The organism is Marinobacter mobilis, from assembly GCF_900106945.1.
In the GTDB taxonomy this organism is placed as follows: Bacteria; Pseudomonadota; Gammaproteobacteria; order Pseudomonadales; family Oleiphilaceae; genus Marinobacter; species Marinobacter mobilis.
In genome coordinates, this window is sequence record NZ_FNNE01000011.1 from 88,994 (window position 1) to 107,077 (window position 18,084).

Here is an 18,084-nt window from a genome sequence, read left to right on the forward strand (position 1 = left end):
GCTGAGGAATAACCCGGGCAATAGCAGGAAACGGCAAACAAGTGAAACTAGTGGAAACGAGATAGCGTATTCGGGATCTGATCTTGGGGGGTGTTTTTACTGCTGGGAGAGCCACTTTCAGAAAGAAAGTGGTGCCGAGGAGAGGACTTGAACCTCCACGGGGTTGCCCCCACTAGCACCTGAAGCTAGCGTGTCTACCAATTTCACCACCTCGGCAGGTGATTTGCAGATTCGTTTAGATTTCGCAGAGCTTAAGGTAGCTTGTTGAAAACTTAGCGTTTCTGCCAGTGGTGAGGTTTGTTGCCTCAACCGATGGCGCGTACTTTAAAGATTCGGTTTCTGACTGTCAAACATTTTTTTCAAATTTATTTCCTGGCCGGTTAGGCAGGCGTCGGTTCGTAACGTTATACTCGAGTCACAACAAGCCCTTGTCCACTTTCCTAAGGGCTTCAAAGAATTCAGGCCGCGTTCTTTATCTCCAGGAGGAGATTCCGTTGGGCGGCGACAGGACACTATAGCGAATGGCTTCAAGAAAGAAGACGGATAACGATCCCCACGCCGGGCGTGAGGCACAGAAATACGACAACCCCATCCAAAGCCGGGAATTTATTCTCGATCATCTGCTTAAGCGCGGCGCTCCGGCGACTCATGAAACGCTTTGCCAGGAACTGGCGCTGGATACCCCTGAAAATATTGAAGCCCTGCGGCGGCGGTTGATCGCCATGTGCCGGGACGGTCAGTTGATCTGTAACCGGCGCGGGGCCTATCTCCCTATAGAAGAAGCCGATCTGCTTACCGGACGGGTCATGGGGCATCGGGACGGCTTTGGTTTTCTGGTGCCGGATGATGGCGGCAGCGACCTGTTCCTCACCGCCCGCCAGATGCGCAAGGTGTTTCACGGTGATCGGGTGGCCGCCAGGGTGGATCGCATTGACGACCGTGGCCGCCGTGAAGGGGTTATTGTCGAAGTGCTGGAAGCCCAGACCCGCCAGATAGTCGGACGACTGTTCCGGGAGAGCGGCGTTTCGTTCGTGGTGCCGGAAAATGCGCGGATCAACCACGAAGTGCTGATTCCGGAAGAGCATTGCGCCAACGCCTATCATGGCCAGTATGTGGTTGTGGACATCCTGAATCAGCCAACCCCGCGGACAAAGCCGACCGGTAAGGTCGCGGAGGTATTGGGAGACCACATGGCGCCGGGGATGGAAATCGCAGTTGCCATCCGTTCCTATGATATCCCGCATAGCTGGCCTACGGCCGCCGGTGAGCAGGCTGCCGCCATCCCGGATCAGGTCACCGAGGGCGACAAGCAGAACCGGGTCGACCTGCGGGATCTTCCGCTGGTCACCATTGATGGAGAGGACGCCCGGGACTTCGATGACGCCATCTATTGTGAGCGTCGTCCCCGCGGTGGCTTCCGGTTGGTCGTCGCCATTGCCGATGTGTCCCATTACGTTCGGGCGGGCAGTCCGCTGGATGAAGAGGCGCTGAATCGCGGTAACTCGGTCTATTTCCCGGACCACGTTGTGCCGATGCTGCCTGAAAAGCTGTCCAACGGTCTTTGTTCTCTGAACCCGCAGGTTGACCGGTTGTGCATGGTGGCGGACATGACCATCAGTGCCTCCGGTAATATCAGCAGTTACACCTTCTATCAGGCTGTTATGCACAGTCATGCCCGACTGACCTATACCAAGGTCAGTAACATGCTGGAGCGGCCGGACGACGAGCCCGGGTACCATCTGTGTGAGCAGTATGCAGAGGTGCTGCCGCATCTGCATGACCTTTATGATCTCTACAAAGTCTTGCGTCGTGGGCGCACGGAGCGGGGCGCCATCGATTTTGAGACCACGGAAACCCGGATCATCTTTGATGCTGAGCGCAAGATCGAAGAGATTGTTCCGGTTCACCGCAACGATGCCCACAAGATCGTCGAAGAATGCATGCTGTGCGCCAACGTGGCCGCGGCCCGTTTCCTCAAGTATCACAAGTTGCCGGCACTGTATCGTGTGCACGATGGTCCGTCCGAGGAACGTCTGAGTGGTCTGCGTCTGTTCCTTGGGGAGCTTGGTCTGCAGTTGGGGGGCGGCGATAAGCCGACATCCGCAGACTACCAGACGCTGTTGTCACAGATTGGCGAGCGGCCCGATGCTCAGGTCATTCAGACCGTGATGCTGCGGTCACTGAGTCAGGCCGTTTACAGTCCAGAGGAGCACGGTCACTTCGGGTTGGGCTTTGCCAGCTATGCCCACTTCACGTCGCCGATCCGCCGTTATCCGGATCTGGTGGTACACCGGGCAATCAAGTCGGTTATCCATAATGCGGAAGCCCGCAAGATGGTGGTTCAGCCGGATGCCCGGGATCAGGATCTGGGCGCCTACCCCTACGACCTTGCGCGAATGACCCAGGTTGGCGAGCTGACCTCGATCACCGAGCGGCGGGCAGACGATGCCACCCGTGATGTGATGGCCTGGCTCAAGTGTGAGTATCTCAAGGATCGGGTGGGTGACGAATACGATGGAGTGATTGCCGCGGTGGTGCCTTTCGGCTTCTTCGTGGAGCTGAATGACATCTATATAGAAGGGCTGGTTCATGTATCCACCCTGAGTGGCGATTACTACCATCACGACGCCGCCAAACACCGTCTGGTCGGTGAGCGCACCGCGGTGAGTTTCCGACTCGGTGATACCGTCCGGGTTAAGGTGGTCCGGGTGGACCTTGATGATCGCAAAATTGATCTTGAGCTGTTGAGTCGTCCTCGCCGGCGTCGGGCCGATCTGTTGGCGCTGGAAGCTGACGGCGGGGCGGGAAACAAGCGTAAGCGCGCCGACGGCGGCAAGTCCGGTCGTGGCGGTAAAGACGACAAACCGGCCAGAAAGGGCAAGTCCGGAAAATCGGGCAAATCCGGCAAGCCTGCTAAGTCCGGCAAGCCGGCCAAGTCTGCGGGTGGCAAAAAGACTGAAGGCAAGTCCGCCAAGCAGAAGCTGGTTGAAGCTGCTGCCCAGGAGGCGGCTAAAAAATCCAGCGGCAAGCCCTCAAAACCCAGAAAATCAGGAAAGTAGTCTGTGTCTGACGAGTACATTTTTGGATGGCACGCCGTTGAGGCGGTGCTCAAGCGGGAGCCCGAGCGTCTGCAGCGGCTCTGGATTCAGACCGGGCGTCAGGATCGCCGGGTAAAAACCGTGACCAGTGCGCTGGATGAAATGGGGGTGACCTGGGAGCTGGTGCATCGCCGTGAACTGGACGAGCGGGTGGCGGGCGTTCACCAGGGCGTGGTTGCCCAGGTAGGAAAGAGCAAAGAGTGGAGCGAGGCGGATATGCTGGCGATGCTGGCCGGTTCCGACAAGCCGCCGTTCCTGCTGGTCCTTGACGGGGTGACCGATCCGCACAATCTTGGCGCCTGTTTGCGCACCGCGGATGCGGTGGGGGTGCAGGCGGTCATCGTGCCCAAGGATAAGTCTGCGTCATTGACACCGGTCGCGCGCAAGGTGGCGTGCGGTGCTGCTGAAACCGTGCCGCTGGTGCGGGTGACAAATCTGGCGCGTACCCTGCGAACCTTGCAGGAAGAAGGGGTCTGGCTGATCGGAACGGCAGGCGAAGCTGACAGCTCGCTTTACCAGGCTGACTTCCGTGGCGCGGTGGCGTTGGTCATGGGGGCTGAAGGCAAGGGTATGCGACGGTTGACCCGGGAACATTGCGACCTGCTGATCAACATTCCGATGCTGGGGCATGTCGACAGCCTGAATGTGTCGGTGGCGACCGGAGTTTGTCTGTACGAAGCGTTAAGGCAGCGCCAGGCCTGACGCGGTTTCCCACGGGGCCGTCCGGCCCCGTAGCTTGCATTCAATCACAGTCACGCCTAGAATACGGCACCCCTTTTATTAGGGGTGGCGTTTTATTGTCCAGAATATTCAATTGGGTAATTTAGCGCTGCTTTGAAAAAAGCACTAGAAACGGGCAGTTAGCTGCCACCTCCTTGCTTCTGGTTGGTCTGATATCCGCCGGAAGCTGTTTAAACCGTAGGGAGAACTCATGCGTCACTACGAAATCGTATTTATGGTACATCCGGATCAGAGCGAGCAGGTGCCCGCAATGATCGAGCGTTATACCGGCGTCATCACTGAAGATGGTGGCCAGGTACATCGCCTGGAAGATTGGGGCCGTCGTCACCTGGCTTACCCGATCAACAAGATCCACAAGGCTCACTACGTACTGATGAACGCTGAATGTTCACAGGCCGCCATGGACGAGCTGACTCACAACTTCCGCTTCAACGACGCGATCATCCGTGATCTGATCATCCGTCGCGATGAAGCTGTTACCGACCTGTCTCCGATGAAGGCCGCCGAGTCCCGTGAAGACCGTCGTGCTGGTGGAGAAGATCGTCCCCGTCGTTCAGCCGAAGGCGAGCGTCGTCAGGCTGAAGATGCCCAGGGCGAAGAAGAGTAAAATCATCATCGGAGTTGAGGAGTTCATTCATGGCTCGTTTTTTCAGACGTCGTAAGTTCTGCCGCTTCTCGGCAGAAGGTGTTAAAGAGATCGATTACAAAGATCTGGACACCCTGAAAGGTTACATCACTGAAACCGGCAAGATCGTGCCCAGCCGTATCACAGGCACTAAAGCACGTTATCAGCGTCAGCTGGCTACCGCTATCAAGCGCGCTCGCTACCTGGCACTGCTGCCTTACTCGGACAGCCACGATAACTAAGTTTCAGAAATAATCGACAGGACTCGGGACCATGCGTGCTCTTGCACAGTTTGTAATGCGAGGTCCCCTGCAGGCAGGTGTGGTAGCCGCTGCTGCGACCGCTGCGCCTTTGCTGTTTTGGGCGGGAGCTGCCGTTGTCGGTCTGGTTATTCTCAGGCTCGGCATCAGCCGGGGCTTGAATATCGGCCTCTGGGCGTTACTGCCGGCAATGGGGTGGGCCTGGTTTGGTCAGGATCCGACAGCACTTGCGGTATTGCTGCAGGTGATGCTGATGGCCTCGGTGCTCAGGGCGACATCGTCCTGGGAGCGGGTATTCATCAGCGGTAGTGTTCTGACCGTCGTAATGGGTTTGCTGTTGCCTGTTCTGTACCCGCAGTTGCTTGACCAGTTGGTCAGTGCGGGGATGGAGCTTTACGAACAGTACGACATCGCGGCGTCCCCGGAAGCGGGGAGCCAGCTGGAAGCGGATATCCGGCACACCATGATTGGCAGTATGTCTGGCATGTTCCTCGCCACCGCCGTCTTTATGACGATGCTGGCCAGGTCCTGGCAGGCCGGGTTGTATAACCCCGGCGGTTTCCGGAAAGAGTTTCACGCCTTCCGGTTGTCCGTACCTGTTGCCATCGGGAGTGTTGTAGCGGTACTGGTGGGGCCCTCATTGGGGCTGAATCCGGTCCTGATTGCCTGGGCGGCTGGTATGCCAGTGTTCCTGGCGGGTATAGCGCTGGTGCACGGTGTTGTCGGTGTTCGTGAACTTGGTTCCCACTGGTTGGTGATGTTTTACATCGCGCTGGTGTTACTGGGTCCGAGTCTGATGTTTCTGTTACTGGTTTTGGCGTTTGTGGATAGCTGGCTGGATATCCGGGGGCGAATCAAGCCTCCTGGGTCGGCTGAATAAAGCACGAAGAGGTTAACGAGATGGAAGTTATTCTGCTCGAGAAAGTAGCAAACCTTGGCTCTCTGGGCGACAAGGTATCTGTTAAGGCCGGTTACGGTCGTAATTTCCTGCTTCCTTATGGCAAGGCTGTTGCTGCCACTGAAGCTAATGTGAAGGCGTTTGAAGAGCGTCGTGCCGAACTGGAAAAAGCCGCTGCTGAAAAGCTGACTGCTGCCCAGTCCCGTGCGGAAGCTCTGGAAGGCGCATCCTTCACCATCACGTCCAAAGCGGGTGATGAAGGCAAGCTGTTCGGTTCTATCGGTGTACGCGACATCGCTGAAGTTGTCAGCGCTGGCGGTACCGAAGTAGAGAAGAGTGAAGTTCGTCTGCCGGAAGGTCCGATCCGTACCACCGGTGAATTTGACGTCGAGCTTCAGCTGCACAGCGACGTTAGCGTTGAAGTGAAGCTGGCTGTAGTAGCCGAGTAAAAAGCCAGGTTCTGTTGCCGGCCTGGTCCGGCACATTCCTGGGCGTCGGCCCCCTCGCGGGGGCTGGCGCAAAACAGGCCCGGTCCGCCTAAAGCGGATTCCGGGCCTGTTGCTTTCTGGTATGCTTGTAGCTTCCGGCGCCGACAGTACACTGCGTATTCCGGCATGCCCCCGAAGACCCCTGATAGACCTGATCGAAGACCAATTTTCATGGCAAACCTCAATCCGATAGCAGCAGCAACCGACCTGGAAACCTCCCGCGTCAAGGTGCCGCCTCATTCCCTGGAAGCCGAACAGGCTGTTCTGGGCGGCCTGATGCTCGACAATCGTCGCTTCGACGAAGTATCGGAAATCATCTCCTCCGAAGATTTTTACCGTCAGGACCACCGGTTGATTTTCGCCGCGGCCGAGCGGCTGGCGGGAGACAGTGAGCCGCTGGACGTGGTGACCCTGGCCGAGTTTCTGGATCGGGCCGGTGATATCGAGGATGCGGGTGGCCTCAGTTATCTGGCGGAACTGGCGGAGAAGACGCCGGGGGCGGCGAATATCCGCGCTTACGCCGAAATCGTTCGGGAGCGAGCGGTTCTGCGGAAGCTGATTGAAGTGTCCGGGGGAATCGTAGACTCTGCCTTCAACCCCCAGGGACGGACCAGTGACGAACTGTTGGATGAAGCCGAGCGTCAGGTGTTCAACATCGCCGAATCGCGCAACAAGCAGGGTACCGGCCCGCAGAGCATTAACCCGGTTCTGACCAAGGCGCTGGGCCGAATCGAGGAACTCTTCGAGTCGGATGGTTCCATTACCGGTCTCACCAGCGGTTTCCGTGATCTTGATGAACGCACCTCCGGCATGCAGCCTTCCGACCTGATCATTGTCGCCGGGCGCCCGTCGATGGGTAAGACCACCTTTGCAATGAACCTGGTTGAGAATGCGTTGCTCAAGACCGGTGAGCCGATTCTGGTGTTCAGTATGGAGATGCCGGCCGACTCGATCGTCATGCGTATGTTGTCGTCCCTTGGCCGCATCGACCAGACCAAGGTCCGTAGCGGTAAGCTGGAAGAGGATGACTGGCCCCGGCTGACGTCTGCGGTGTCGCTGCTGAAAGATAAGCCGCTGTATATCGACGATACCGCGGGCCTGAGCCCGACGGAAATGCGCTCCCGGGCACGGCGTGTTGCCCGCGAAAACGGCGGCAAGCTCGGCTTGATCATGGTGGATTACCTGCAGCTCATGCGGGTGCCAGGAAATACCGAAGGCCGGACGGCAGAGATCTCTGAAATCTCGCGGTCGCTCAAGGGTATTGCCAAAGAACTGAATTGCCCGGTTGTGGCCCTGTCCCAGTTGAACCGGAGTCTCGAGCAGCGTCCCAACAAGCGGCCGGTTAACTCGGATTTGCGGGAATCCGGTGCGATCGAGCAGGATGCGGACGTGATCATGTTCGTGTACCGGGATGAAGTCTATAACGAAGACACCCCGGACAAGGGCATTGCCGAGATCATTATTGGTAAGCAGCGGAACGGTCCAATCGGTACCCTCCGGCTGGCCTTTATCGGCAAGTACACCAAATTTGAAGACCTGGCCCACGGTCACGGTGACTACGACGACGAATACTGATGCCTCGCCCGACTATTGCCCACGTTGACCTCGACGCTCTGCGTCACAACTACCGTCTGGCCCGGGAGAGGGCGGGGGACGCCTCTGCCATGGCGGTGATCAAGGCCGATGGTTATGGTCACGGTATCCGGGCGGTTGCCCGGGCGCTGGCGGCGGACGTCAGCTGTTTTGCTGTTGCCTGTCTTGAAGAGGCGCAGGCCATTCGTGACGAAGGTCTGAACCAGACGGTGGTGCTGCTGCAGGGCATGCACAGTGAGGCGGATGTGGCGACCTGTGCCTGTCTCGGTGTTGAGGTGGTCGTTCACAGTGATTACCAGTTGCAGTGGGTGATCGACAGCCCGGATCGCCCGACGCTATGGATCAAGGTCAACAGCGGCATGAACCGGCTGGGCTTCCGGCCCTCTGAGTTGGCCGGGGTGATGGCGCGGGCCGATCAGGGCGGCTGTCGCCCCAAAGGCTTTCTGACCCACTTTGCCTCTGCCGATGAGCCGGAAAGCCCTGTCACCGAGGCGCAGACCCGGGTATTTAACGAGGCGGTTGCGCCCTGGCCCGACCTGTTACGGAGCGTCGGGAATTCCGCCGCGCATTTCCGTCCGGGGCAACCGCTGTTTCACTGGAGTCGTCCGGGCATCATGCTCTATGGCGCATCGCCGCTGGGCGACCGGGACAGCAATGTCCTGGGTTTAAAGCCGGTGATGACACTGGCGTCCGAGCTCATTGCGGTGCGAACGCTGCAGCCGGGCGATTCCGTGGGGTATGGTCAGACCTGGACCGCTGACCGGCCAACGCCCATGGGGATCGTCGCCATTGGGTATGGTGACGGCTACCCGCGCCATGCCGGCACGGATACTCCGGCCTGGGTCAACGGCCAGCGGATTCGGCTGATTGGCCGGGTGTCGATGGATATGCTGGCAGTGGATCTGTCGGCAGCGCCAGCGGCGCAGCCCGGTGACAAGGTCGAGCTGTGGGGGGCAAACGTGTTGATTGATGAGGTGGCCCGCCACGCAGGGACCATTGGCTACGAATTGCTGACCGGGGTGACCGCTCGAGTACCCCGGCGTTATCGCGGCTGACGTCTGGCGTCAGGCCGGTGTTTCCGGCTCGTGAATGATTTCTTCAATGAAGTCGAGAATGCTGACCAGGCTGCGTTCGTCCAGTTTCTTGAGAACCTTGTGAACCACCATCTTGCTGCCTTTGAGCATGCTGCTGATGCCCACTTTGGCCATGCCCATCATCATGCTGCCGGCGTTGAGGCGGCGCAGGGGCTCCAGGAAGAAGAAATCCAGACCGGATTCGGTCAATTCCACGATCAGCTGGAAAAGCTCCTCAATGGCCTCCTTGTCGGCCTTGCCGCGGCTGCGGAGTTCACTGACGGTGTAAAGTGCTTTGGTCCTGAGTTCATCGTCGATCGGTGCGACGATATGGCTTTGCGCTTTCAGCATGTTGGATCCCGTAAGAAGACTCATTGTTTTGGTTGCATCTGCTTTGATCGTATTCTAAAGAATGAGTCCATACGGGCATTGGCTTCGGTTTAGCCCGAAGGGTGTCAGAATAGTGATAGCCCCTGCGGTTTGCTGGTCTTCGGTGTTGGTTTGCCCTCTGGCACCGACCCGGGATTGCCTGTACCTTAACGGTTCGAATCAAGGAGTTTGAGAAATCCTGTGAAAGTGCTTGTCGTCCATGATTACGGCCCGCTGGGCCGGGTTCTGCTTGAACAACTCAAGAAGTCCTCGCTGGTGATCAGCCCGCTGTTGATCAGTGAGCCGGGAAATGTTGACCTGACTGCACTGGCAGACTGGATCCCTGCGGATACCGATTTCATCATCAACGCCTTGTGGCTGAGTGATCCGCAGCAAGCCGAGGCCAATCCGGAAGCGGCCCGCCAGACGGTGTTCTCGATCCCCATCGCTCTGGCTGAGCACGCCCGGGAGCATGGCATGGCTTTGCTGCAGTTGTCCTCATGCTATGTTTTTGATGGTCGTAAACAGAGTGCATATCTGGCCTCGAACCCCGGCAACCCGTTCAGTCAGTTGGGAAATTGGCAGTGGGAATGCGAACAGGCATTGCGGACGCTGTTGCCTCGCCATCTCATTCTCAGAACTGGCTGGAATCTTGGCCGTTTCATTCGCCTGGCGAGCCGTTGTCACGACAGCGGGGCGGTCTTGCAGTTGTCCAGTCGATTCCGTGGCCAGCCGGTGGCGTTCAGGGATCTGGCCAGGGTCATGGTGGCGATGCTTCAGCAGGTGGATTGTGGCGCCGAGCTGTGGGGAACCTACCAGTACACCTGCGCTGAAGAAATTTCCCAGTATGAGCTGGGGCTGGCGCTGGTCGAACTCTTGGGGTTTGACGGCGATGTGAAGGTGATGGATGAAGTGCCTGACTGGGGAGGGTTGGAACCCGAAAACGCCACCCTCGGCTGCACCAAGATCCGCAATACCTTTGGCATCAAGCAGCTGCCCTGGCGAACCCAGATTGAAGATGAGCTGGCGCTGATTCGCGCCAGTCGCCGGGTCGAACTGGAGGCTCAGGGAGAATAAGGCCGGGGCCGAGCCCGGCCGGGATCAGCTTTTACGCTGGCACGCTGGCTGGTCTTCGGCTTCCTGGCTAATACCCTGAAGCGCCTCAATATCCAGCAGTTCCACTTCGCGTCCCCGTGCCCGTATCAGGCCCTGATTCTGGAAGCGGGTAAACACGCGGCTTACGGTCTCGACCGCCAGGCCCAGAAAATTGGCAATGTCGTTGCGCGCCATCGGCAGATTGAACTGGGTGGCGGACAGCTTGCGCCGGGCGAAGCGGCTCGACAGGGACAGCAGCAGGCTGGCAATCCGTTCTTCGGCGGTACGCTTGCTCAGCATCAGCGCCAGCTGGTGGCTGTTCTGGATTTCCTGGCTCATCAGATGGAAAAAGTGGTGCTGCAGACCGGGCAGTTTGTGGGTCAGGTCGTCCAGATGCTCCACCGGCAGTTCGCACACACTGGTACGCTCAAGCGCTTTGGCAGAACATGCATAGTTGGCACTGCTCATGCTGTCCAGACCGACCAGCTCCCCGGGCAGGAAGAAACCGGTGACCTGCTCATCCCCGTTTTCCGTCACAATCGACGTTTTTACCGCACCACTGCGCACGGCAAAGCAGGAACGGAAGGGCGTGCTTTGTTCAAAAACGTAGTCGCCACGGTTGAAGATGTGTCCCTGCTGGATCACATCTTCCAGGCGAGCGAGGTCATCCTCACTGACTGCCAGCGGCAGGCAAAGATTGCTGAGGCTGCACTGCTGGCAGGATGCCTTGAGTGAAGAGCTCTTTCCGATTTTGATCGATTGCGCCATAACGTGTTGTTACGCCTGAATGAAAGCCAAGTAAGAACCTGCGTACGATAATACGATCCGCCGGTATTGCCAACGGGCATCGTGGTATCTGCTGAGTATCGCAAGATAAACCGGTACTGCCGGAAACGGGCACCGACCAGTATACCCGATCATGGCAGACTGGTCTTGAGTGGTGCCTGTCTGGCCGTCTTTCATCCCGGCCGCGGGATCAGTCGTCGAGCGCCTGGAAGATCAGGGAGGCGTTGGTTCCGCCAAACCCAAAGCTGTTGGACATCACCGTCTTAAGCTTGGCATCACGGGCCTCCGGACCCACGATGGGCAGGTCGGCGATCTTCTCATCACGCTCAATGAGGTTGGCCGTACCGGCGATGAATCCATGCTGCAGCATCAGCAGGGAGTAAATGGCTTCGTGAACCCCGGCGGCGCCCAGAGAGTGTCCGGACAGCGACTTGGTTGAGGAAATCGCTGGCACCTGATCGCCAAAGGTGCGGGCGACCGCGCCCATTTCCGCCACATCACCCACCGGTGTGCTGGTGCCGTGGGCGTTGATGTAGTCGATGGGAGCGGACACCGTCGCCATGGCCTGGTTCATGCACCGCTGCGCACCTTCTCCGGAGGGTGCCACCATGTCGTAACCGTCCGAGGTGGCGCCGTAGCCCGTCAGTTCCGCAATGATGTTAGCGCCCCGGCTGCGGGCGTGTTCCAGCTCTTCCAGCACCAGCATGCCTCCGCCACCGGCAATGACGAATCCATCGCGGCCGCTGTCGAAGGGACGGGAAGCGGTTTCAGGGGCGTCGTTGTACTTGGTGGAGAGGGCGCCCATGGCGTCGAACAGCATGGTCAGGCTCCAGTGTTCCTCTTCTCCGCCACCGGCGAACACAATGTCCTGTTTGCCGGCCTGGATCTGCTCCATGGCGTGGCCAATGCAGTGGGCACTGGTGGCACAGGCGGACGACATGGAGTAATTCACGCCCCGGATCTTGTAGGCGGTTGCCAGGCAGGCGGACACGGTACTGGTCATGATGCGCGGAACCATATAGGGCCCGATGCGCTTCACACCTTTCTCCCGCATGATGTCGGTGGCTTCCACCTGGGTCGAGCAGGAGGCGCCGCCGGAGCCTGCAATCAGCCCGGTGCGATCGTTGGAGATCAGGTCAGCGCTCAGTCCGGCTGAGGCAATGGCCTGTTCCATTGAGAGATAGGCATACATGGCCGACTGGCCCATGAAGCGACGAAGTTTGCGATCAATGACGTCGGTATCGACGTCTATGGAACCGGACACCTGGCTGCGAAAACCATTGTCACGGTAGCTTTCGTTGAAACGAATGCCTGACTTGCCGCTCTTCAGGCTGGCAGCGACCTCATCCACTGAGTTGCCCAGGCAGGACACGATGCCCATGCCGGTCACAACGACCCGTCTCATAAACTCCTCCTCTCGGGGCGTGGGGAACCACAGGTTCCCGGCTGGCCCGGTGTAAATTGTTACCGCAATGGTAACCGGATTCTCTGGACGCCAGTGTAGGCGCTTTGGGCCGACGGCGGTATTTGACCTTGGTACGGTAATATAGCCGTTTCGTACAAGGCGGCGCGTCAGCGGCCTGTTAAGCTGCCGTGACGACTGTCCTTTCAGACGCAACGATAACCATAAAAAGGAGTACCCGGTGCGAAGTCTGCAGCAATTCCTGTCCGATTACGGTGATAGCCACCAGAACCCCCTCAACCAGTGGATTCACATTATCTGTGTGCCTGCCATTCTGATATCCACCCTTGGCCTGCTGTGGCTGGTTCCCGTCGGTAGCTGGCTGGCGCTGCCCGAGTCCGTTGCCTACTGGGTCAACGGGGCGACCATTCTGGGGGTGCTGTCGGGCGTCCTTTACCTGCGTTTGGGTTGGTGGGTTTTTCTGCTGATGGCGGGTTGGTTTGCATTGTCGCTGTGGCTCATCCTGTCAGTGGTTAACTCGGGCTGGTCCCTGTTGTGGTTGAGCGTGGCCGTCTGGGTGGCGGCCTGGATCGTGCAGGTCTATGGCCATAAGGTTGAGGGTAAGAAGCCATCCTTTGTTGATGACCTGGTCTTCCTGCTTATCGGGCCGATCTTCGTCAGTATCGAATTTGTTGCCAAGTTGGGCGTCCCTGTCCCACTGGCCCTGAACAGCCATAAGGGCCATACCTCCGCCCAGGGTCACTGACGATGAGGTTTGCGGTATGCTGTCACTTTGACCGCATACCGCAGGATCCTTTCTATGACCCAGCCTCAGGGACGTCTGTACCTTTGGCCTGATCATTGGCAGCTGGTGGGCCATCTGGTCGCCAACAAGACCCATCGTCACATCAGTGCGTCGCTGTTGCTGGGGCTCGACGGACCCTTTCGTCTGGAGTGCCAGGGGCGATGGCGAACCACCCGCGCCGCAATTGTTGCCCCTGATGTTGCCCAGGCCCTTGATCCTGCCCATACCCGCGTCTGGGCGGTACAGCTTGACCCGGACAGTGCGCACTGGTTGCAGCTGAAACCGCTATTGAAGGGGAGCGACTCGGTAGACCTGACGTTGCCGCCGGAGGCCTTTTCCATGACCGAAGAGGGCGACTGCCGGGCTATGGCCGAGCGTCTTGAACACCTGCTGGCGCTGCTGAGTGCCACGCCGGCATCGCTGGATGACCGTGTGATCAGCTGTTGCCGGTACCTGCGGGAGACTCTGCCCGACAAGCTTGATCTGGCCGCCCTGGCGGCCCGGGTGAACCTGTCGAGTTCCAGGCTGACCCACCTGTTTCGGGCCGAGTTGGGGGTGGCGCCACGGCGCTTTCTGTTGCACCTAAAAATGAACCGGGCGCTGGCCCACTGGCAGCGGGGCAAGTCGGTCTCGCAGCTGGCGGTGGAAGCCGGTTTCTATGATCAGCCCCACCTGGTGAGAACCGCGCGGGACATGTTCGACGCCCTGCCGTCGGTGTATGTATCAGAGCAGGGCTTTCAGCTCTGCCGGTGCTTCCTCTTGCCCGATTTCCCTGATTTCCCGGCCTGAGCCTCGTCTGCTTCGCGGGCGGCTTCCTCTTCGGCGAGAATGCGGGTTTCTTCTTCCACCATCTCCGGAGTTTCCAGGGAGACCGCGCCCAGCTTGCCGCTGCGCAGCTCGTTAAGCAGAACTTCCGCCACCTTGTGCAGATCCGGAATGCCACCACGGCCAAAGAAACGACGGCGTTCCGCGATGGCATCCATCACCGCAATCCCGTCCCGGGGAAGGGGATCAAGGTCGTAACGCTCGGTCAGGATGTCCGGGTAGGCGGCGAGCAGGTACTCGGCGGCAAACAGCGCGACATCCTCGTAATCGATCACCGCACTGCGGATGGCCCCGGACACGGCCAGCCGATAGCCACAGGCTTCCGGCGACAGTTTGGGCCACAGGAACCCGGGGGTGTCATAGAGCAGGATGTTGTCTGGCAGTTTGATCACCTGCTGGGCCTTGGTCACTGCCGGCTCGTTACCGGTGCGTGCCACCGGCCGACCCGCCAGGGTGTTGATCAGGGTTGATTTGCCCACATTCGGGATGCCCAGGATCATCACTCGCAAGGCACTTTTCTGGCGATCGTGTCCGGCAGTCATTTCTCCGGCAAGGCGGAGAATATCGAGGGCTTCCTGACGCTGGTTATGGGTCAGGGTGATGGCTCGGACGCCACGCTCCCGCTCCAGATAAGCCGTCCAGCGGGCGGTGACCTCCGGATCCGCCAGATCGCGCTTGTTGAGAATCTTGATCACCGGCGTATCGCCGCGCAAGGCCGGTACCAGCGGGTTTTCGCTGCTGAACGGCAGGCGTGCGTCGAGAACCTCAATGATGAGGTCCATCTGCGGCATGATCTTTTTGATCTCCTTGCGGGCCTTGTGCATATGCCCGGGAAACCAGTTAATGGCCATGGGGATTACTCCGGTGATGATCGAATCGCGCCATTATGGCGGGGAATGACCAAATTTTCACATTTCCGTGATCTCGCCAACCGTGCGGGCTGGCTGTCATCGGTACGGGGTGGTGTCGGAAAAACGAGACATGGAAGGATGATTTCCGGCAGCGGTAGCTTTAGGGTGAGGGTCACCACGTTTATTCAAGATGGAGACCGTTATGAAGCTGCAGCACCTGCTCGGGGCTGCGTTGCTGTCCCTGAGCCTCTCTTTCCCGGTCCTGGCGGAACCTCTGCCAGAACCCCAGTCGGAACCCGATCAGGTTGAGCGCCTGGCGACTCTGGTGGCGCTGAGCGACGATCAGAAGGCGAGGATTCGCGAGATACTGGCCGACCTTCAGGCTCAGATCCGCGATCTTCGTGTCGAGGCCCTGACCCTGCAGCAGAAGCTCCAGGATCATATCCGGCCGGATTACGACGAAGCGGCCATTCGCGCGGATGCGGAAAAGCTGGGCGACCTGTCGGGGGAAATCTCGGCGCTGTCCACGCTGCTGCAGGCCAAGGTCGACAGTGTGTTTACCCAGGAACAGCGTGACGAGCTGGATCGTCGCATGCGCGAGATGCAGCCAACCGCTCCGACCCGCTGAACGGGGCGGAGCGGTAACGCTCCCCTGACGCCGGTGGTGCTCCGCTGCCTGGCGTGGCATCAGGCCTCGGCGCCGAACGGTTTGAACACCAGGATCAGCTTCGGTAGCAGCGTCAGCGCGCCCAACAACGCCATCAACATGGCAAAGCCGGTGAACAGGCCGAAGTAGATCGTGGGAATGAAGTTGGACAGTACCAGGATCGAAAAGCCGGCAATAATTGTGATCGAGGTATAGGACATGGCGCGCCCGATGCTGCGATGGCACCGGTGCATGGTCGCCAGATAGTGACGGTCCTGCGCAAATTCGACTTTGAAGCGATGGATGTAATGGATGGTATCGTCCACCGCAATGCCCACAGTGATGGCCGCCACGGTAATGGTCATCATGTCCAGCGGAATGCCCAGCCACCCCATCAGTCCCAGTACCGAGCCCGCGGCCAACAGATTGGGGGCAATGCCAATCAGCGCCAGTTTCACGGAGCGGAACAACACCATGAACATCGCCATGATGGCGAGAAACACGGCGCCAAGGGTCTTGATCTGAGAATCAAACAGGCTCTGTAGCATGTTGTTGTACATCACCGTCATGCCGGTAAACAGGACCTGTTCGTCCTCAAAGCCCAGTTCACCGGTCAGGTGAGCGTGGATGCGCTCGAGCAGCTGCTGGCGACGGAGATTGGGGGAGGTTTCCAGTAACCGGATACTGAATCGGGCCTGATCATGTTCCTCGGAAATGTACGGCGTCAGGAGAATATTGGTCAGGTCATCCGGTACCGCCGCCGGTACAAACGCCAGTTGCAGGGCATCCAGGGCCTGGCCTTCGTTGATCTGCGCCAGCAGGTCGAGGGTGGTTGCAATCGACAGCACCTTGCCGGTTTCCGGCAGGCTGTCGAGATAGTCGTGAACCTGGGCGAGCCGCTCCATCTTCTGGTAGGTATACCAGGTGTCGCGATACTCCTCGTCGCCACAGTCATCCACGAACGGATCACAGTCACTGGCGAATGGGTCATCAAAGCCATTGGATTCCGGTGCCGGGTCGTCGGTGATGATGACGTCCAGCGGCGTGGTTCCGCCGAGGCGGTCATCAATGACAATCATGCCCTGGTGGATTTCGGTGTCTGACTTGAAGTAGTCGATGAAGCTGTTTTCCACGGTCAGCCGACTGACCCCCATGGCACAGAGTACCGCCAGTACCAGCGAAGCGAACAGCACCAGGGTGCCATGGTGTTCAGTCGCGCTGGCAAAGAGGTCAGTCAGTGGCCGCCGGTCGGAGGTCACCCGGGAATCGATGGGGGGTGGCAGCAGCCGCAGCAGCAGCGGGAATATCAGGAAGGTAATCAGGAACGCCACGGTCAGGCCGATGGTCATCATCCAGCCGAAATCGATGACCGGGCGAATGCCGCTGAAGGTCAGTGACCCGAACGCCACAATGGTGGTGACGGCCATGTAGAAGCACGGTTTGACCATGGCGGCGACCGTCCGTTCCAGCGTCTGTGCCGGCTCTGCTCCGGGGTCGTCATGCTGGAATTCCCGGTAGCGGACAATCAGGTGAATGGTCAGTGACAGGGTCATGATCAGCAGCAGCGATACAAAATTGGACGAGATCACCGTCACCGGCCATTCCGCCCAGCCCAGATAGCCGATCATCAGCCAGACCGTGAAACTGCAGCACAGCAAGGGCACCAGTACCCAGCGCCACTGGCGGAAGATGATCGCCAGCGTCACCAGCAGGAACAGCAAGACGCCGATGCCAAAGGTCGAGAGGTCGTTCTGGATAAAGCGGATCATGTCCGCGACGATCATCGGTACGCCGCCAAGGTGAATGTTGGCGTGGTCCTGATGGCCTTCAAGAATCGTCCTCACCTCGGCAATGGTGGCATCACGGCGGGCATCGAGGGATTCGGTCAGCGCGAGAAAGCGGGCCTCGGCCTCGGCAAGGGCGCGGTGGGCGCTGTCCGGGGCCTCGGGGCCGGTCACCGCTGCCCGGGCGGCCTTGCGTTCGGCCAGCAGTTCAAAGTAGGCCGCCGGGGTCGGCAGGTTGACCTGAATGGCGGTGGTACGGCCATCCTCGCTGAGCAGCAGGTTGGGGTAGAGCGGGTTCGCCAGCAGCGCCTGTCGTGCTTGCTGTGGAGGCACGGCATCGGCGTCGATGGTCAGGATTTCGTCATTGACGGTATCCAGGCTGAGGTTCGGGCTGTGCAGCAGGGGCACGTTGAGAATACTGTTGGTGGAGCCAACGGCCTCGACCCGCTCCAGTTCATCTCGCAGGGAGCGCAGTGCCGCCAGTCCCTCGTCACTGAACAGTTCGTGGTCGGGGGTGTAGGTGACAATCAGGAAGTCGTCAGAGGTGGTGAAGCGCTGGTTAATACTGCGGTATTGCTCCAGGGAACGATCATTTTCCAACACCAGAGATTCCGCGGAGGCATCCAGGCGGAAGTGGTCAAGTCGAAGGCTGGCGAACACCAGAAGCAGGGTAAACGCCAACAGCGCGATCACCGGATGAGCGAGGAGCAGGTGCCGGTAGAGGGTTCGTAACATGGTCATGGGA

The 18,084-nt window shown here is 59.1% G+C and carries 17 protein-coding genes and 1 tRNA gene; 12 read left to right on the top strand and 6 right to left on the bottom strand.

Features of this window, described 5'->3' with window-relative positions:
• Nucleotides 1-129 precede the first annotated feature (129 nt).
• A tRNA-Leu gene (locus tag BLV11_RS16365) sits at nt 130-216 on the bottom strand.
• Between the two features lie 305 nt (nt 217-521).
• Between BLV11_RS16365 and rnr the strand changes: the two genes are divergently transcribed.
• The 8 genes from rnr to alr all read left to right on the top strand — a co-directional run bounded on the left by rnr (nt 522) and on the right by alr (nt 8,758).
• Nucleotides 522-3,059, top strand: a complete 2,538-nt coding sequence (gene rnr / locus BLV11_RS16370) for a ribonuclease R (RefSeq protein WP_091816873.1) — start codon at nt 522-524, stop codon at nt 3,057-3,059.
• A gap of 3 nt (nt 3,060-3,062) precedes the next feature.
• Nucleotides 3,063-3,800: a 23S rRNA (guanosine(2251)-2'-O)-methyltransferase RlmB gene (rlmB, locus tag BLV11_RS16375; RefSeq protein WP_091816879.1), complete on the top strand. Its 738-nt coding sequence runs from the start codon at nt 3,063-3,065 to the stop codon at nt 3,798-3,800.
• 229 nt (nt 3,801-4,029) lie between these two features.
• The gene (gene rpsF / locus BLV11_RS16380) at nt 4,030-4,446 is read left to right on the top strand and encodes a 30S ribosomal protein S6 (RefSeq protein ID WP_091816884.1); all 417 of its coding nucleotides are present in this window, start codon (nt 4,030-4,032) and stop codon (nt 4,444-4,446) included.
• Nucleotides 4,447-4,475: 29 nt separating this feature from the next.
• Nucleotides 4,476-4,706 carry a 30S ribosomal protein S18 gene (gene rpsR / locus BLV11_RS16385; protein WP_091816889.1) on the top strand — a complete coding sequence of 77 codons (231 nt, stop codon included), beginning with the start codon at nt 4,476-4,478 and terminating at the stop codon, nt 4,704-4,706.
• 31 nt (nt 4,707-4,737) lie between these two features.
• On the top strand, nt 4,738-5,604 hold the full coding sequence (locus tag BLV11_RS16390; protein WP_091816892.1) for a hypothetical protein: 867 nt from the start codon (nt 4,738-4,740) through the stop codon (nt 5,602-5,604).
• 20 nt (nt 5,605-5,624) lie between these two features.
• Nucleotides 5,625-6,071 carry a 50S ribosomal protein L9 gene (rplI, locus tag BLV11_RS16395; protein ID WP_091816895.1) on the top strand — a complete coding sequence of 149 codons (447 nt, stop codon included), beginning with the start codon at nt 5,625-5,627 and terminating at the stop codon, nt 6,069-6,071.
• Between the two features lie 210 nt (nt 6,072-6,281).
• Nucleotides 6,282-7,685: a replicative DNA helicase gene (gene dnaB, locus BLV11_RS16400; protein ID WP_091816898.1), complete on the top strand. Its 1,404-nt coding sequence runs from the start codon at nt 6,282-6,284 to the stop codon at nt 7,683-7,685.
• On the top strand, nt 7,685-8,758 hold the full coding sequence (gene alr, locus BLV11_RS16405; RefSeq protein ID WP_091816902.1) for an alanine racemase: 1,074 nt from the start codon (nt 7,685-7,687) through the stop codon (nt 8,756-8,758). Before dnaB ends, alr begins: the two co-directional genes overlap by 1 nt.
• A gap of 9 nt (nt 8,759-8,767) precedes the next feature.
• On the opposite strand, the gene BLV11_RS16410 is transcribed toward alr, so the two are convergent.
• The gene (locus tag BLV11_RS16410) at nt 8,768-9,127 is read right to left on the bottom strand and encodes a hypothetical protein (RefSeq protein WP_091816906.1); all 360 of its coding nucleotides are present in this window, start codon (nt 9,125-9,127) and stop codon (nt 8,768-8,770) included.
• A gap of 219 nt (nt 9,128-9,346) precedes the next feature.
• Here BLV11_RS16410 and BLV11_RS16415 point away from each other — a divergent pair, with 219 nt between their 5' ends.
• On the top strand, nt 9,347-10,222 hold the full coding sequence (locus BLV11_RS16415) for an SDR family oxidoreductase (protein WP_091816910.1): 876 nt from the start codon (nt 9,347-9,349) through the stop codon (nt 10,220-10,222).
• A gap of 24 nt (nt 10,223-10,246) precedes the next feature.
• Here the strand turns inward: BLV11_RS16415 and fnr are convergent, their stop codons facing one another.
• A complete protein-coding gene (fnr, locus tag BLV11_RS16420; protein WP_091816913.1) occupies nt 10,247-11,008 on the bottom strand; it encodes a fumarate/nitrate reduction transcriptional regulator Fnr in 762 nt (253 codons plus the stop codon).
• A 208-nt stretch (nt 11,009-11,216) separates the two neighbouring features.
• Nucleotides 11,217-12,431, bottom strand: a complete 1,215-nt coding sequence (fabB, locus tag BLV11_RS16425) for a beta-ketoacyl-ACP synthase I (RefSeq protein ID WP_091816916.1) — start codon at nt 12,429-12,431, stop codon at nt 11,217-11,219.
• A 238-nt stretch (nt 12,432-12,669) separates the two neighbouring features.
• On the opposite strand from fabB, the gene BLV11_RS16430 reads away from it, so the two are divergent.
• Together BLV11_RS16430 and BLV11_RS16435 are read left to right on the top strand one after the other, a co-directional pair.
• Complete coding sequence (locus tag BLV11_RS16430; RefSeq protein ID WP_091816918.1) at nt 12,670-13,194, top strand: Mpo1 family 2-hydroxy fatty acid dioxygenase; 525 nt, start codon at nt 12,670-12,672, stop codon at nt 13,192-13,194.
• 54 nt (nt 13,195-13,248) lie between these two features.
• The gene (locus BLV11_RS16435; protein ID WP_091816922.1) at nt 13,249-14,022 is read left to right on the top strand and encodes a helix-turn-helix transcriptional regulator; all 774 of its coding nucleotides are present in this window, start codon (nt 13,249-13,251) and stop codon (nt 14,020-14,022) included.
• Here BLV11_RS16435 and ylqF read toward each other — a convergent pair.
• On the bottom strand, nt 13,971-14,909 hold the full coding sequence (gene ylqF, locus BLV11_RS16440) for a ribosome biogenesis GTPase YlqF (RefSeq protein WP_091816925.1): 939 nt from the start codon (nt 14,907-14,909) through the stop codon (nt 13,971-13,973). The two genes, BLV11_RS16435 and ylqF, sit on opposite strands and share 52 nt — an antisense overlap.
• Before the next feature lie 202 nt (nt 14,910-15,111).
• Between ylqF and BLV11_RS16445 the strand changes: the two genes are divergently transcribed.
• The gene (locus tag BLV11_RS16445) at nt 15,112-15,537 is read left to right on the top strand and encodes a Spy/CpxP family protein refolding chaperone (RefSeq protein WP_091816928.1); all 426 of its coding nucleotides are present in this window, start codon (nt 15,112-15,114) and stop codon (nt 15,535-15,537) included.
• A 59-nt stretch (nt 15,538-15,596) separates the two neighbouring features.
• On the opposite strand, the gene BLV11_RS16450 is transcribed toward BLV11_RS16445, so the two are convergent.
• On the bottom strand, nt 15,597-18,080 hold the full coding sequence (locus BLV11_RS16450) for an efflux RND transporter permease subunit (RefSeq protein ID WP_091816931.1): 2,484 nt from the start codon (nt 18,078-18,080) through the stop codon (nt 15,597-15,599).
• Nucleotides 18,081-18,084: the final 4 nt, after the last annotated feature.

Bases quoted from the DNA above. Each gene is read 5' to 3' on its own strand.
- rnr (WP_091816873.1), top strand. From the start codon at position 522: ATGGCTTCAAGAAAGAAGACGGATAACGATCCCCACGCCGGGCGTGAG.
- rpsF (WP_091816884.1), top strand. From the start codon at position 4,030: ATGCGTCACTACGAAATCGTATTTATGGTACATCCGGATCAGAGCGAG.
- rpsR (WP_091816889.1), top strand. From the start codon at position 4,476: ATGGCTCGTTTTTTCAGACGTCGTAAGTTCTGCCGCTTCTCGGCAGAA.
- BLV11_RS16390 (WP_091816892.1), top strand. From the start codon at position 4,738: ATGCGTGCTCTTGCACAGTTTGTAATGCGAGGTCCCCTGCAGGCAGGT.
- rplI (WP_091816895.1), top strand. From the start codon at position 5,625: ATGGAAGTTATTCTGCTCGAGAAAGTAGCAAACCTTGGCTCTCTGGGC.
- dnaB (WP_091816898.1), top strand. From the start codon at position 6,282: ATGGCAAACCTCAATCCGATAGCAGCAGCAACCGACCTGGAAACCTCC.
- alr (WP_091816902.1), top strand. From the start codon at position 7,685: ATGCCTCGCCCGACTATTGCCCACGTTGACCTCGACGCTCTGCGTCAC.
- BLV11_RS16410 (WP_091816906.1), bottom strand. From the start codon at position 9,127: ATGCTGAAAGCGCAAAGCCATATCGTCGCACCGATCGACGATGAACTC.
- fnr (WP_091816913.1), bottom strand. From the start codon at position 11,008: ATGGCGCAATCGATCAAAATCGGAAAGAGCTCTTCACTCAAGGCATCC.
- fabB (WP_091816916.1), bottom strand. From the start codon at position 12,431: ATGAGACGGGTCGTTGTGACCGGCATGGGCATCGTGTCCTGCCTGGGC.
- BLV11_RS16435 (WP_091816922.1), top strand. From the start codon at position 13,249: ATGACCCAGCCTCAGGGACGTCTGTACCTTTGGCCTGATCATTGGCAG.
- ylqF (WP_091816925.1), bottom strand. From the start codon at position 14,909: ATGGCCATTAACTGGTTTCCCGGGCATATGCACAAGGCCCGCAAGGAG.
- BLV11_RS16445 (WP_091816928.1), top strand. From the start codon at position 15,112: ATGAAGCTGCAGCACCTGCTCGGGGCTGCGTTGCTGTCCCTGAGCCTC.
- BLV11_RS16450 (WP_091816931.1), bottom strand. From the start codon at position 18,080: ATGACCATGTTACGAACCCTCTACCGGCACCTGCTCCTCGCTCATCCG.